General features: G+C 22.9%; 23 protein-coding genes. 18 read left to right on the plus strand and 5 right to left on the minus strand.

All coding sequences use genetic code 4. The features are described from left to right. Positions 1 to 325 precede the first annotated feature (325 nt). The 3 genes from AACL05_RS05680 (at position 326) to AACL05_RS05690 (ending at position 1929) form a co-directional block, all read left to right on the plus strand. On the plus strand, positions 326 to 955 hold the full coding sequence (locus AACL05_RS05680; protein WP_422397372.1) for a rolling circle replication-associated protein: 630 nt from the start codon (positions 326 to 328) through the stop codon (positions 953 to 955). A gap of 68 nt (positions 956 to 1023) precedes the next feature. Then, positions 1024 to 1164 carry a hypothetical protein gene (locus AACL05_RS05685; protein WP_338960166.1) on the plus strand — a complete coding sequence of 47 codons (141 nt, stop codon included), beginning with the start codon at positions 1024 to 1026 and terminating at the stop codon, positions 1162 to 1164. Between the two features lie 345 nt (positions 1165 to 1509). Next, positions 1510 to 1929 (plus strand): hypothetical protein, encoded by a 420-nt coding sequence (locus AACL05_RS05690; RefSeq protein ID WP_338960498.1) that lies wholly within the window; start codon positions 1510 to 1512, stop codon positions 1927 to 1929. A gap of 152 nt (positions 1930 to 2081) precedes the next feature. On the opposite strand, the gene AACL05_RS05695 is transcribed toward AACL05_RS05690, so the two are convergent. Next, entirely contained in the window at positions 2082 to 3329 is a 1248-nt protein-coding gene (locus tag AACL05_RS05695) for an ISNCY family transposase (RefSeq protein WP_338960500.1), read from the minus strand. A gap of 199 nt (positions 3330 to 3528) precedes the next feature. Between AACL05_RS05695 and AACL05_RS05700 the strand changes: the two genes are divergently transcribed. The 13 genes from AACL05_RS05700 (at position 3529) to AACL05_RS05760 (ending at position 9920) form a co-directional block, all read left to right on the plus strand. After that, on the plus strand, positions 3529 to 3816 hold the full coding sequence (locus AACL05_RS05700) for a hypothetical protein (RefSeq protein WP_338960502.1): 288 nt from the start codon (positions 3529 to 3531) through the stop codon (positions 3814 to 3816). A gap of 49 nt (positions 3817 to 3865) precedes the next feature. Next, positions 3866 to 4060 (plus strand): hypothetical protein, encoded by a 195-nt coding sequence (locus tag AACL05_RS05705; protein ID WP_338960504.1) that lies wholly within the window; start codon positions 3866 to 3868, stop codon positions 4058 to 4060. A 101-nt stretch (positions 4061 to 4161) separates the two neighbouring features. Then, complete coding sequence (locus AACL05_RS05710) at positions 4162 to 5019, plus strand: hypothetical protein (protein WP_338960506.1); 858 nt, start codon at positions 4162 to 4164, stop codon at positions 5017 to 5019. Position 5020: 1 nt separating this feature from the next. Continuing rightward, a complete protein-coding gene (locus AACL05_RS05715; RefSeq protein ID WP_338960508.1) occupies positions 5021 to 5440 on the plus strand; it encodes a hypothetical protein in 420 nt (139 codons plus the stop codon). Between the two features lie 16 nt (positions 5441 to 5456). Further along, positions 5457 to 5582: a hypothetical protein gene (locus AACL05_RS05720; RefSeq protein ID WP_338960160.1), complete on the plus strand. Its 126-nt coding sequence runs from the start codon at positions 5457 to 5459 to the stop codon at positions 5580 to 5582. Further along, positions 5582 to 5770: a hypothetical protein gene (locus AACL05_RS05725; protein ID WP_338960158.1), complete on the plus strand. Its 189-nt coding sequence runs from the start codon at positions 5582 to 5584 to the stop codon at positions 5768 to 5770. The genes AACL05_RS05720 and AACL05_RS05725 overlap by 1 nt, the downstream gene beginning before the upstream one ends. Positions 5771 to 6006: 236 nt before the next feature. Next, positions 6007 to 6267, plus strand: a complete 261-nt coding sequence (locus AACL05_RS05730; protein ID WP_338956747.1) for a hypothetical protein — start codon at positions 6007 to 6009, stop codon at positions 6265 to 6267. Positions 6268 to 6279: 12 nt separating this feature from the next. Then, positions 6280 to 6603 carry a hypothetical protein gene (locus tag AACL05_RS05735; protein WP_338960510.1) on the plus strand — a complete coding sequence of 108 codons (324 nt, stop codon included), beginning with the start codon at positions 6280 to 6282 and terminating at the stop codon, positions 6601 to 6603. Positions 6604 to 6605: 2 nt separating this feature from the next. After that, positions 6606 to 6803, plus strand: a complete 198-nt coding sequence (locus tag AACL05_RS05740; RefSeq protein WP_338960152.1) for a hypothetical protein — start codon at positions 6606 to 6608, stop codon at positions 6801 to 6803. 203 nt (positions 6804 to 7006) lie between these two features. After that, positions 7007 to 8059, plus strand: a complete 1053-nt coding sequence (locus AACL05_RS05745) for a hypothetical protein (RefSeq protein WP_338960512.1) — start codon at positions 7007 to 7009, stop codon at positions 8057 to 8059. A gap of 9 nt (positions 8060 to 8068) precedes the next feature. Beyond that, entirely contained in the window at positions 8069 to 8929 is an 861-nt protein-coding gene (locus AACL05_RS05750; RefSeq protein ID WP_338960514.1) for a hypothetical protein, read from the plus strand. 109 nt (positions 8930 to 9038) lie between these two features. Next, positions 9039 to 9188 carry a hypothetical protein gene (locus AACL05_RS05755; RefSeq protein ID WP_338960516.1) on the plus strand — a complete coding sequence of 50 codons (150 nt, stop codon included), beginning with the start codon at positions 9039 to 9041 and terminating at the stop codon, positions 9186 to 9188. Positions 9189 to 9218: 30 nt separating this feature from the next. Then, complete coding sequence (locus AACL05_RS05760) at positions 9219 to 9920, plus strand: hypothetical protein (RefSeq protein WP_338985856.1); 702 nt, start codon at positions 9219 to 9221, stop codon at positions 9918 to 9920. A 132-nt stretch (positions 9921 to 10052) separates the two neighbouring features. Here AACL05_RS05760 and AACL05_RS05765 read toward each other — a convergent pair whose 3' ends face one another. From AACL05_RS05765 to AACL05_RS05780, 4 genes are all read right to left on the minus strand, one after another. Continuing rightward, positions 10053 to 10319 (minus strand): hypothetical protein, encoded by a 267-nt coding sequence (locus AACL05_RS05765; RefSeq protein WP_338960521.1) that lies wholly within the window; start codon positions 10317 to 10319, stop codon positions 10053 to 10055. 89 nt (positions 10320 to 10408) lie between these two features. Continuing rightward, positions 10409 to 10573, minus strand: coding sequence for a hypothetical protein (locus AACL05_RS05770; RefSeq protein ID WP_338985858.1), 165 nt, complete (start codon positions 10571 to 10573; stop codon positions 10409 to 10411). Between the two features lie 226 nt (positions 10574 to 10799). Further along, complete coding sequence (locus tag AACL05_RS05775) at positions 10800 to 12734, minus strand: hypothetical protein (protein WP_338960526.1); 1935 nt, start codon at positions 12732 to 12734, stop codon at positions 10800 to 10802. 125 nt (positions 12735 to 12859) lie between these two features. Then, the gene (locus tag AACL05_RS05780) at positions 12860 to 13357 is read right to left on the minus strand and encodes a hypothetical protein (protein WP_338985860.1); all 498 of its coding nucleotides are present in this window, start codon (positions 13355 to 13357) and stop codon (positions 12860 to 12862) included. 279 nt (positions 13358 to 13636) lie between these two features. Between AACL05_RS05780 and AACL05_RS05785 the strand changes: the two genes are divergently transcribed. Then, a complete protein-coding gene (locus tag AACL05_RS05785) occupies positions 13637 to 13876 on the plus strand; it encodes a hypothetical protein (protein WP_338960530.1) in 240 nt (79 codons plus the stop codon). 266 nt (positions 13877 to 14142) lie between these two features. Then, entirely contained in the window at positions 14143 to 14766 is a 624-nt protein-coding gene (locus AACL05_RS05790; RefSeq protein WP_338960532.1) for a hypothetical protein, read from the plus strand. The last annotated feature ends 13 nt before the right edge of the window (positions 14767 to 14779 follow it).

Genomic DNA, 14779 nt, shown 5'->3' on the forward strand with positions numbered 1-14779 from the left:
TGTCTTTTTTTGTAATTGTAAAATTTTAAAATTTTTAATAACCCTCTTTAATACTATTATCAACACGTGTTAAGGAACTAAAAAAGTGAACTACAACACAGTTGTTAAAAATAGTAGCTAGCATGTGGACTTGCATGGATAAATAAAAAGTGGAGTGATACCTAATAAAATATACTAACCATTAATGGTAATTCTTGGGGTGGGAGCGAATTGGAAACTAGTATATATAGACCTGTTGTAGGGACGTACTATTCGTACTAAAACAAAATTAATACATAAAGCGTATCATAATTTTTATAATTCAAAAGTTTTAAGTTTTGTTACTTTAACTTATGCTGAAAATATGCAAGATATTAATAAAGCAAAACATGATATTGCTATATTCTTCAAACGTTTAAAGCGTTGATGAAATAACCCTAAACGTGTTAAATATTTAGGTGAGTTAAAATATATGTATGTTTATGAATATCAAAAGCGTGGTGCTATTCACTTTCATATATTATTTAATAGAAAAATACATAAAAGTATGTTGCCACAATGATGACCATTTGGTTTTAATGATGTAAGAGTTGTTAAAAAAGGTACTAATGAAAATATAGTTAAGTATTTAAGTAAATATGTTGTAAAAGTGCAAAATGATATAAAATCTCAAAATCAGTATGATTTGGGTGTTCGTGCTTATGCTTTTTCTCGTAATTGTTCTAATCCAAAAGTAGTTAAAGGCCAAAAGATAATGTTATATCAACGTTTAATTGACGCTTCTATTAATGCTTTACATACACAATTTTTTAAAAAGAAAATTGATAATTTGGGTCGTACTATACTTTTTGGTGGTAGTTTTGATACTACTGTTTTTGGTGATAATTTTAAAGATTATGATGAATATATCTCAATTGATAGTATTAGGTTTAGGAATGCAATTAAGCGTGTACCTAGAATTTTACATTTACATTAAATTATATTTTAATTGTTTTTTAAAATTTTATTTTTGATATATTTATTTAAGAAAGGAGTTGTACTTAAATGAATATTTTAAAAAGAGTTATTATGTGTATTTCAATATTTTTATGTTTGACCATTATTTGAATTCCATTTCATTTTATGCTTAAAACTTTAATTTATGGTGATAAACGTGAAAAAAAAGTTCAAACTGTTAAATCTTAATATGATTTTTAAAGAAAATACTTGTATATATATATATATATATATATAATGGTTAATAGCAAAAATGTAAGGTTTTACCTAGGAATTTAACTTTATGTTTTTGCGTTTTTTTGTGTCAATATCGAGTGAAAATTTCCCAAAAATATTTATAAAAAAATAAATTATTTTGGAAAGTTACAGTGTTAAATAAATATAAACACGAATTCCAAATAAACGTTAAAAATTTAGCTTTAAATTTTGATTTGCGAACTTTTTTTTGTATAATTTAATTAAGTTTAATATAAGTTTTTAACTCATTGCTTTAATTTCAAAGTAAATGAGTTTTTATTTTGAAAGGATGAAAAAATGAATAAAAATTTACAAGAAGAATATGAATGAATTAATAGAGAATTGAAAAAAATAATTATTAATAAAAATCAATTTACTCCAGAAATTATTAGTAATAGAGTTAATTTAGCTCAAACTACTATTGTTGATATTAATGAAAATTTAAAAAAACAAAAGATTAGCAAATTTAAAAAAATTAGTTATTCAATATTGAAAATATTTACTTTTGGAAAAATTGATAAAAATAAAATAATTAAAGAAAAAAATGATTTTTTTATAAAAATATCAAAAGAACTTTTTGGAAATATTAAAAAAGTAAAAGAATTATATATAAGAAAATCAAATAGTGAAATAAATATAGATGTTAATAAAATTAATAATGTAACTTTAAATAATTTATTAATAAATCCGACTAAATCAAACTTACCACAAATGTAAAAACGAGAGATTGCAATTACAATTTCTTTTATATTTAAAATCAATTTTAGAACACCAAATTTGCTCATACGCAAACGTTTTAAAATTTTATATGGTTTAGTATTTATAAAATTAAATATCTTATAAAATAGATTTTTAATTTTAATTAAGAATTATTGATATCCATATCTTCAAGGATGATTTTTATTGGGTATATAAACTTTTTTAGTTTTTATTAAATTTTCTTTTATAATTGGTTTTTGTGCTATTTCTTTTAGTTCATACATTTGATTATTGTAACTAAGATATAATTCATTAATAAATGATTTAAGTACAATTACATCAGTTCTAGGTTGTATGTATTGAACTTTGTTATTTTTATAAGGAAAATACTTTTTACCATAATATGTTATGGTTGAACCACTATCTGTTTTTCTTTTAGAAAATCTTGAAAGATAAATATTGATTTCTTCCTGTGTAGGAGCTTTAACCATAGCAGATTTAGTATCATCAATAGGAAAGGCAAATTGTTTATTAAAAGTACTTATGTATGTTTTAAGAAATTTGTTAGCTTCTTCTAAATTTCTAATTTTATTAAGTCGTAATTCACTAATTAAACGACTTTGAAGTGTTCCAAATAAGCGTTCAACGCGACCTTTAGCTTGCGGAATTGAAGTTCTGATTATTTCAACACCTAAATCATTACAGGACTTTTGAAATTGAGTATAAGTATCATTTTCTGTATTTATTTTTCCTGCATCAACTTTTTTCTTATATCCAAAAACTGTTCTATTATCGGTATAAAATGTTTTTGGTATTCCATAATTAGTTAAAATTTGATAAAAAATATTATAATAACCATCTAATGTTTCTTGATGATCAAATCATAGTCCAACAATATTTCCTGTAGCATCATCAATTGCAGCATGTAAAAATGATTTTGGTTTATCGTTACCAAATCAATGATGATTACTGGCGTCCATTTGAATTAATTCACCAAAATTTGTTCTTCGATTTCTTGTTGGATGTAAGTTATTTTTTTTATTTTTATGTCTTTTTGGTGAAGTAATTTTTTCTTTAATTAATATAGTATAAAGTGTGCTATATGAAATCTTAATTTTTTCTTCATTAATTAATTTCTCATGAAAATGTTGAAAATTAAAATTATAATATTTTGTTTTATACAAGTTTATAATCTTAATTTTGATTTCAAAATTTGTTGCCTTATTAGAAATTTTATTACGAGATTTATGAATAAAATCAACTTTACCTTCTCTATTAAAAATTTGAATTAATTGGTTAATTCTTCTAATAGTTAGATTAAGTTTATTCTTGGCTTGATGTTTAGATAATTTATTAATAATAATATCATTTATAATTTTGTATTTATATTTTTCTTTCATAGTCATACTTCTTTCCATATTTATCACCAAGTATATTTAACTTCACTTTTGGGAAATTTTTACTCGATAACTAATAGGAAATTATCACTAAATAATGACATTTTGCGTTTTTTTGTTGTAAATTTTAATTTTTATGTTATATTATAATTAATAATGTTAATTACCCATATTATTAATCTGGTTATTAATATAACCTAATTCCTAGGAGGTTAATAAAATGTATTTTCTTTGTCAATTGACGAAAATTAGAAGTAATGAAGTAATTAAAGATGAAAAAAGTGGTAAGTCCAAAAATTATGATGTACTTACTTTTTCGTCGTTTTATGTTACTGATAAAGGTATTAAAATATCAACTGGTGAAAAATCTAAGGATAAATGAGTTTTACATGATAGTGAATTATTTACTAAACTTTCTAAAATGAATTTAAGTCTTGGTTCTTATTATGATATTGAAATAACATGAGAAGCAAAAATAATTGACATACATAATTTAAAAACTAAATAGTTATTTATTATAGGGTAATTGGTAAATAATTATTTAAAGGATTTAAGTTATGTCAAAAATTAATAATTGTGCTTGTCAACAACATTTTCATTTAGCAATGTATGTATGCAAACTTTGCGACCAACTAATTTGTCCTAAAAGAGTTTTACAAAATTTATATACTGGGAAATATTATTGTCCAAATTGTATATTAAATATTGCTTTGGTTAAACAAAAAGAACAATTACAACAAAAAGAAAATTAAAAATTAAATAAGGGGCATATATATACTTTTTAGTGTATTTTTGCCCCTTACTCTAATTAGTATAAATATGCTCCTTATTAATAAAGTAAGGAGTTTTATTTATGCCTAATGAGTTAAAACAAACTAGTAATTATACTTTAACTAAAATATTAAGAACTGGATTAAGTCCATTAAGTGCTATGGTAGGAGTTAGTGCTTATTATGGTCAATATTTAAAAGACCCAATTTTAGGTTCTATTAATTCTTTGTTATTTAGTAAAAAGTTAGGAATTGATATATGGAATATTAATCAAAGACCAACTACTAGAAATAAAGTTATTAATAGTTATAAAAAGATATTTTTAGGATTAGGAACAATTGGTTTAATTAATTATGCTAAGTTTGTTCAGTATGTAAATAAGTCAACTTTTTTATTAAGAGATGAACCTTGTTTTTGACCACCTTGCCCTACTGAGCCACCAATTCCTACTCCAATACCAACACCTAAACCAGTAGTTGATAATTATTTTGTAGATTGAGATACTTATATATCTTTAAATAGTTTTGGTATAGCGAATGTTATTAGTAGTTTAACTGAGTTAATACCTAATAGATTTGAAACTATACGTAAAATAGCAAATATGGGTACTGGTGGTTGTTTGATTAGTAGTGGTGTTGCTATGGGTATTAATAATAATTTTAATAATTATTTTGCTATTCCTACGATTATTGCCGGAGCAAGTGAAATTATAAATACTTTACTGTTGCCATTAGGAAATACACATAATAATACAGAATTACAAGAAGTGTTTACTGATGAAAGAGCAAGATTAATTAATGGCAGTGTTAATCATTATCAAAGTACAGATGACGGTATGGTTGATATTGATTTAAATGATGATAGTATGTCAGAGATTAATTTAGATAGAGCAAGTTTAAACTGGGATTATTCTTATGCTTATACACTAGGTGGTATTTAAAGTGAAAATATATATGTGATGAATTTTAAAATTTATGGCATTAACTGGATGTATTACATTTAGTATATTTTTAGGATTAATTCCTAGCATTATAGTTTTAGGAATTGTTGCAATTAAACCAGTATCTATTTTAATTGGTATTGTTGTGGGTTATATTGGTATTCCATGAAATAATATTAAAAATAAAATAACAAATTGAGTTTTTAAGAGAAAAGAAAATAAATTTATTAAAAAGAATGATTTAAAAGTTGAAAGAAAAAGATATGAAAAACAAAAATTAGAAAGAAAATTTCTAAATTTAAATAATCAAGTAAAAGAATTAAAACAAACATTAGAATTTCAAAGTAAATTATTAGAAATTAATAATGAAAATTTAAGAAATAATGAACAAAATAAAACTATAAGAACATTTATTTTATAAGGAGTGAATTAATTTTATGAAAAAAGATAAATGAAAAAATATGTCAAGACAAAAGTTGCATAAGAAAAAGGCAAAAAGAAATTTTGACCAAAGATTATATGAAAATATGAGTTTTGATAGTTTTTTAGGAGGTAGAAAATAATGGTTAAATGAATAGTTGTGATAATTGCTGTGCTTGGTACTTCTTGGGCTTTTAAAGGTACTATTAAAAAGTTAGTTTGAAAATTTAAACATAGAAAACACAATGTAGTTGACCCAGATTGTTGATATTGTAAAGAACAAAAACGTAAAGAAAGAGCAAGAAAAGAATTAGAGGAGGGAGGTGATTAGTATGCCAAAAGGGTTAAGTGCTTTAATAGAAATGATTGGAGGTATTGGTCAAAAATTACTAGAATCTTTTAGTTATGTTTTTAATTAAGTATTTGCGGGTGATTCTATAATGACAAATTGACCAGTATTAATTCCAATATTTATGATGGTCTTAGTATTTATTAAAGAATTTATTGGACATATTATTCGTGGATTTAGATAGAAAAAATTAAAGTTGTTTTTAGGAGGTAATAGTTATGATTAAATTATTTTTTGCAATAATTTTTGTTTTTCCTTTATTAGGTAAACTTTTACCTTCTTTAAATAATATTGTGCAAAATATTTTACAAAGTTATATTACTGATTTTTCTGGTTTACATAATTTGTCTTTGGTTATTAAAAGTTTTATTTTTGGTGATAGTTCACAACAAATAGTTTCAATGCCAGCACCATTGTTAGCAATTATTTTAGTACTTTTTACTTTTTCATTAATTTTAAAATTATTAAAAATAATATAGGAGTAGTTTATTATGGGTGTTGCTTTTATTTCAAAAGTTTTAGAACTATTTGGACAAATTTTTATGAAATTTTGAAATTTGCCAATGGCAGATTTAGGTTTTAATTTGGGTACTTTTGTTGTTTTTATTCTTTTAATAAAGTTTGCTATGTCAGTTTTTTTAAATATTGATATTCAGCCAGTTTCTACATCGGGTACTGTAAAGAAAAGTTACAAAAATATTAAAGGTAGTTCAAAATTTGTTGGTAAGCAAATTGCTAAACAACATGAAAGAAAACGTTTAAGAAATAAGGCTAAGGGTGTTGAAAATAAAAAAGGGAAGTTTGTAGGTAATTAGTTATGAGTGATTTTGTTAATAGTATATTGCATTTAATTTTTATATTTTCTAGTAATGATATTGGTATATTTTTAAATCAAACTAATATTACTGATGAAGTTTATATTTTGTTTAATTTGACTTTTTGGTTGGTATTAGGTGTATTTTTTAATTTTATTTATCGTAGTATTAAATTTATTTTTAGGTCATTGTTTGGGTAGGTATTAAATATGAGTGTTTGAGATATTTACAATAAAATACATCAATGTATAGTTGATTATTGAACTATGTTTATAGGAAGTCCAGTTGACCAATTTACTACTATTTTATAAAATTTAGTAGTTTATGGAACGCAGTTTTTTATTGGATTTATTATATTTTATGGTTTATGATGAGTTTTAAGATGTTTGTTTGGTAAATAATTATGTGATTTAAATTTGCTAAATTATTTTTTGTTGTAAATACTTCTGTTCAAGCACCAACTAGTTTAATTGCTTCAAATGACCCTAATGTTGTTAATTATGATATTACAAAAGAAATGGTTAAACATGTTAAGTATCATAATTTTGATGATTGAGCAACAATTCCATGAAATTCTGCTTATTTTGATGTTGACCAGCCGGATTTAAAATTAGTAAGTGGTGAATTTATTGGTAATCAGGGTACTTATATATGTTCTTATTATAGTGATACAATTGGTGTTCCGTCACAAGAGATAAATATGGGGTCTGGTGTTTATACTTTTAATAGAAAACAATTGGATGAATTTTCACGTATTATGTTTAATCATAATTATGTTACAGAAAAGAATACTAATCGTTTGAATTTTGTTAATAATGATAGGAGAGTTATAAATTTTCAAACACAGTTAAATTTTGAAATTGATAAACCTTTAAGTTTTTATATTCAAGGTTTTATGTTTTATTTTGAATATGAATATTTTAAAACTTTTACTGCTAATTTTGTTTTTAGTTTTTTAGATAATGTTGGTGATACAAAGTATGTTTTTAAAGGTAAGGTTGATAATGATATTTATCAGCAAGATTTATATAATTTTGTTACTATGCCTATTCGTGTTCCAAATTTAAGATATTTAACAGTATTTTTTGATGTTCATGGTGATTCATTTTCACATATGTCACCACGGTTAAATTTTGGTCAAATTAATATTTTTTCAAGTGAGAAAGTAACACCAGTCCCACCAAATAGTCCTTTTAACCCTGAGTATGAACGTGTTAGTTGATATGATGTTTTTGGTCATTTGCGTAATGCTTTTAGATGAGTACTTTATGGTGTTGTTGGTAAAGTTTTACCAGTTGAACCATTAAGACAATTTCTTTTTACAACAGATAGTTTATTACGACATATTTTTTCAGATACGATTAGTACTGCTTTAAATGTTGATATTGTTAGTGGAATAGAAAATATTATACCTTTATGATTATTTGTTAGAGCAATTAGTTTAATTATAGGTTAGGAGTTTATTATGCCTTGATATGGTTATGTGTTATTAGTTATAGGTTTGATTATAATTATTTATCCAATTCTTATAACTATTCGTAATCTTAAAATTTTAAAACGAGTTGGTAGTTATATTATTTCAGCACCTCCAAGGACTGGCAAATCTGCCCTTGCTTGTTGTTTAGCACAAAGTCATAAGAAACGAGTAGTTAGTCCTTTCCCTATTAAGTTAAAGACTGGTTATTCTTATTTGGTTAATTATAACGATGTTTTTACTTTTAATCAGTTAGCAAGTAATTATGCTTTTGAGGAACAAGATTTAATAATTTTAGATGAATTAGTATTAAAAATAAATTCTAATGATTTAGGAGTACAGTTTAAAAATCAACAAGAAAGTTTAGGACAATTTTGTAAGTTAATAGGTCACATGTTTAATGGTACAATGTATTTGATTGAACAACATCCTAATAGAATACCAGTACAAGCAAGAGAAAAAGTTGAGTATGTTGTTCAAGTTAAACGTATGCGTTTTTTGGGTTTTATTGTTATATTTAATCTTAATTTATATACTAATATTGAGGATTATAATAAAGTAGTATTTTCACGTCGTAGAACAAAGAAAATGATTAAAAGAGGTATTATGCCTCCAAGTTATAGTGGTGAAGCAATGGCTATAACTTTATTTTTTCCTAGACACTGGTTAAAAAGGTATAATTGACGTGCTTTACATTATGTGCATGAACTTAAAAGTGAATTGTCACCTAAAAAATACCTTAAAGAAGCAAATAGTATTGATATGACTTATAGCGATATTAAGTCTGCTGGATTGGATAAATTGGATAATATTTTAAAGAAAAAAGATAAACCTAAAAATAAAGATAAATAAAAATGATTATAGTCCCAGTGAACCTACTGGGACTATAATTTGGGTGAGCCACGTAGTGGCGAGGGACGAAGTCCCTATATACTTGAATATTATTTATGGGGTTACAAATATGAGAAATATAAAAATAACATTAAAAATAATGAGTGCAATTACTTTAACTTCTATTAGCACAAGTTCAATTGTTGCTTGTGAGTATGATTCAATAAAAGTGCCTGATTTAAATTCTAGATATGCAAAATTATTAGGATGATATAATTAAGATAACTCAATAAGTTTAATCCAACAAAAATTGAGTTATGATAGTAATAACGAAAAATATTTAATTATTGCCGATGATTCATTAATTATACCTGATAATCTCTTTAAAAATAAATTATTAATTACAGGTTCTACTTCAAAAAAATATAAAGCAAGAAATGAGCATGCTGTTGCATTTTTACAAGAATTAGGATATACATCTGGTAATGAAAATCAGGATTATTCAAACTATGATGTTAATGAAATTAGTAATTTAATTGCAAAAGTTAGAAATAGTAATCCAGGCAAAATTACAGAAAATAATCAAAATGACTTTCGGGTTAGTGACGGTACTTGTCAAATTGATATTTTAACCAAAGATGAAAAAAATGAAAAACTTATTACTTCTTATACTATCAATACAAGCAAAAATAATGAATTAGGCATTAATAATATAATTATTACTAATATTATATTTAATAAAAGTACTTTAAAATTAACAACAGAAGAAGGTTTTAGACAAGGTAATCCAATTACTAGTTTTAAATTAAAATTTAAAAGTGATGATAAACAAAAGCAATTTGATGAATTAGTTAAATTACTAAATACAAAAATTTCTACACAATTTTTTAGTGATATTAATAATTGAACACCAGTAACAGGAAATTTTCCAAACTCAAAAGTTTTTTTAGAAATTCATTTTGGTAATGTAAGTATCCATAGAATTGATTGTGGAATAGCTCCTACAGAATAAATTAAATTCAATTTTTATTACTTTCAAAATTTTAAAAATCAACTTTCAATAGCCTTACTTAAATAAAATTCTTCAATAATGTAAATAAATTAAATATAAATCTTATATAATTACTTCAATTATGTTAATTTATTATGTTAATTTACTATAACTTGTATTGGGTTTATTACTATCATTATACTTTTTTTCATGATTAACAATACTCTTAATGTTATTGAAATTATTTTTTTGTTGTTCTAAAATTCTAATTTTTTTATCTTTTTCTATCCTTAATAAATTCATTTCGGATTTTAAATTATTTTTTTCTTGTTCTTGATTTTTATTTAAAAATTCTAAGTTAATAATTTTTCCTTCAATATATTTAATATGTCTTCAATGAAATGTAATTCTTTCTCTCATTGCTCTATTTTCTTGACAATTTCCACTTTTTTCTAAACATGGTGAAGATAATAATTTTTTATGTTCTGAATCTTCTCTTTTAAGTTCTTCTAAAAATTAGATACTTGTCTTTGATTATCACTTATATTTTTGATACAAGTTTCTAAATTACTTTTAATAATAGCCATTTTTTGTTCAATTAAATTTATTTCTACATTTAATATATTTATTTCTTGCTCTCTATTCATCTTTTTTTCCTTTCAATCTAAACTCATTTATTTTAAAATAAAAACTATATTAAGTTTATAATAATTATAAATTAATAATTTTTAATTTTAATTTTTTAACTTACTTTGTATATCCTTTTTTAATTATTTACTTAATTTATATAAAAAAATATTAAAAATGAGAGTATTATCTCTCATTTATCTTTTTAATAAAATTAATATTTCAAAATTATATGATTAACAGTAAAACTAAATAAATATAATCTGTTAAATTCTAACTAAAGGTTACACCTTGCAAGTTAATATTCCATACTCGATCACGGAAACATTTAACTGTATCAACGCTTCAATTAATGCTTACATAAACATTTTCTTCATCATGTCAAATATGAATATAACCATGTAATTCAAGAAAGGCTCCTCAAAATCCACCATCATAATAGTAACTAAGCTCAAATATATTTTTGTTTCTATCATTACTAATATCATTAGTACTAATACTTAATTGCGAACCTTTTAATTTTTGATCAGTATAAGTATTACAATAAAGACTAAAATACGAATTATCACCAAAACTTAATTTACTAAACTTATTAGAAAAACTATCTCAATCTGGTGCATAATTTGTTCAATTAGATAATAGAGGAATATCAGAGCTGGTTCAAGTACTTTTTAACGAACCAACACTATTACTTTCATTATAATTATAATTTAGTTGATCATTATTAATACTACTACTATCAACAGTAAAATCAGCAACTATCTTTCCTTTATAAATAGTTTCATCACCACTAATAGTTACTTGTTGATTAGTAATATCATCTTCACTAAATTTAATTGCATCTAGCTTTACATTTGGATTACTTTTACTAATCGCAGTTTTAATTTCTTCAATATTTGGTTTTGATAATCCATTAGTTTTAATTGTTCCTAAATTTAAATTTTTAAAAACATCACTTAAAAGCTCTGTTTTATCACAATCATAAGTAACAACAATACTATCATTGCTATAAAATTTACCATCACCATTAATAACTGCACTATTATCAGTAATTTTATCAACTATAATTTTGCTTACATCAAGATTATAGTTAGCGGTTTTAAGTGCTAAAATTAATTGCTCTTTACTTGGTGTATTTTGTCCAGGAATATTCAAAGTTGGTAATTTATTATTTAAAACACTATTTAAATCAATAAGTAAATTATTAATTACTACATCAGCACCAGTGTATACATATTGATTAATAGATTTAATAGTAACACTATTATTTTGCAACGTTACTTGAATAGCATTCATATTTAACCTTGAATATTGTTTTTTCAATGCACTACTAACATCTTCTAAAGTTATTACTTTTCCTATAATAGCAATTTTATCTAATCCCTTATTAATAACGTCTTTAAGAGCAATTCTAATATCAAGATTTAAATTTAGTATTACTTTACCGGTATATTTTTTTTGATTTGTACTAGTAATAGTGGCACTATTAGTAGCAGTAATTTCTATTGCAATAAAAGAAGTATCTAACTTTTCTTGGTAAGTATCACGTAATGCTCTTATTACATCATTATTTGATGGTATATCATGACCATTAGTCTTAACCATTAAATCTTTTTTATTAATAATAGTACTTAAATCAACACTATCATTAGTACTAAATGTAACTGTTACCTTACCAGTATAAAGAGGAATAACATCAGCACCCGTAATACCTGTAATAGTTGCTTCTTTATTAGAAATAACATCAATTTTAAGGCGATCCATTTCTAAATTAGAATATTTTTCTTGAATACGACTGTAAACGGCTTCCACAGTAGGTTTTTGACCATTAGTACTAAAATTACCAATGGATGCTCCATCAACAATTATTGTTCTAATATCAATAGTTTGGATTTGATAAGTAATTTTAATTTTATCTTGATTATAAAAAATACCATCACCAACAACAAAAGCATAATTAGTTGTTTTATTAATAATTATAATATTATCAGTATGAAGTTCATGATTTAAAATAAATAGTTGTGATTTTAATTCATAATCTGTAGGTATTGTTCCTCGATGTTCCTCTGGTACAATTTTTAAATCTGTTTGTGTTAAATCTTTTTTTAAATCTTTTTTGAATATAGTTAGATTATTACATGCCGTTGTACTAGCAGTGACTGCACTTGATAATAATAATGCACCCATAAATAATAATGGTTTTTTCATATATATACCTCATTTAAATATTGTAAAAAATTAATAATTATTTTAAAGTGATTATATCATAATTTAAAAAAAATTAAATTCTAGATTTTTAAATGATTTTATTAAAAAATAGCGTTTTATATATTTTACATTTTTAATGTATGTACTTTTAATGAAGGAGTCGAAACGGAAATATTTTGTACATCTTTATTAATTTTATTAATAACAAAATTTGATATTTTATTATCATTTTCTAAGTTTTTCTTTATAAAAAAATGTTTTTTATAACATTCAAAATACTGTTCTTTTCAATATTTAACTACTTCTTTTTCTTTTTTATAAAGTTTAATACAAAATTTATATCAGAATTTATTTATTGATAATTCTAACTCAAGATTATTAAATAAGAATTCATTATTTATATTTTTACTTAATAAAAAGTTTTGATGATCTAAAAGTTGAATTTTTATTTCTTGAAAATTATAATTTTTTTCTAAAATTGAATCTTTTATCATATCTATATTTTCTTCACAATAGTTATTTTTATTAAATATGATTTCATTTAAAATTTCATTATTACGTTTATATAATTCTTTTATATTTAATATTTTTTCATTTATCTCTTTTAAATCTTCTTCTCTCATTTTTTTCCTTTCAAAAAAATTCATTTATTTTAATTTTTAAAATAAACTATAAATAATAATAATAAATGATTATCTAAAAAACATAAAAAATGCTTTTAACACTATTAAAGTTTTTATTATTACTTTTTTGAAATTTGACTTATTTTGAAATAATATAAGAGATTCTAAAGTTGACAAATTTTTTTTATTTTCTATACTGTATATAACTAAATATTAGTTTTTAATCCATTTACTTTTTATGAAAGTAAATGGGTTTTTATTTTGAAAGGAAAATTGAATATGCCAAAAAAATCAAATTTTGAAAAAAAAGATCGAAAAGAAAAAGAAAAATTTGATGAAGAAAAAATAATCTACTCAAGTATTTTTCATACAATAACAATTTTAGAAATTTTAAATGATAATCCTATAATATTTTTTAAAAAATTAAATCATATTATTAAAGAACTATATATAGAAACTATTTTATTAAAAATGCAAATACATATGGTTCAAACGCTAACTCAGAGTTTTATTATATAAATCAAAAAGCACAATATGATTACTTTTCAATTACTGTAAATATTGAACAAAAAACGTTAAAATTATTTTTTTGTTCAAAAACTTTATACCTACAAGGATTTACTTTTGAAATAACTTATTATTATTTTGAAGATAGCACATTAATAAATCCTAATATAGAAAATATTATTTGCCAATCTTTACCTTTTGTAGGAAGTTATGTAGCAAGTAATGGACTCCAGGCACATAATAATTATTCTTGACAAACAATACATAATGATTTTTTATTGTTAACAAATTCTAACTTAAATGAAAATCAAATTAAATGCTCATTAATAGGAGCAATTCTAGCTACATCAGAAAGTATTCGTTTCAGAAGTGTTAAATGTTTTATTCTTCAAAGTCAAAGACCTATAAATCCAATAATACAAAGTTGAGTTTTTTTTCAACAAATTATAAAAAATTGAGATCGCGGAACACATAATGCTATTAATTATCTTTTAAATAATAAAGGTAGTTTAAATAAATATTTTCACCAAGAATTAAGTAATAATGTATTAAGAATAATGGTTTTTAGCACAAGCATGTATCATGCAATTAACAATTATCAAAATCCACCATTAATAACTTCAAATCAAAAATGAAAAATAAAAAAATTACAAAATTGAATAGATACCAGTATTAAAATCTGTGAAAAACAAAAATACACTATTGCTAAAGAAGCCAATAAATTTCAAAACTTAAATAATCTTATTGAAATACTGAAAAATTTTAAAAATGATATTATTACAAATAAAAAATTACAAGAGGAAATAAAAACAGCAAACGATTTTGCTGATAATATTATTGAAATAAATAAGGTTTTTGATATAAAGACAAACCCAGAAAGTATAAAAAGTTGTTATATTTAAAAAATAAATTATT

This window comes from Spiroplasma endosymbiont of Thecophora atra (assembly GCF_964019735.1).
GTDB classification, from domain to species: domain Bacteria; phylum Bacillota_I; class Bacilli_A; order Mycoplasmatales; family VBWQ01; genus Spiroplasma_E; species Spiroplasma_E ixodetis_A.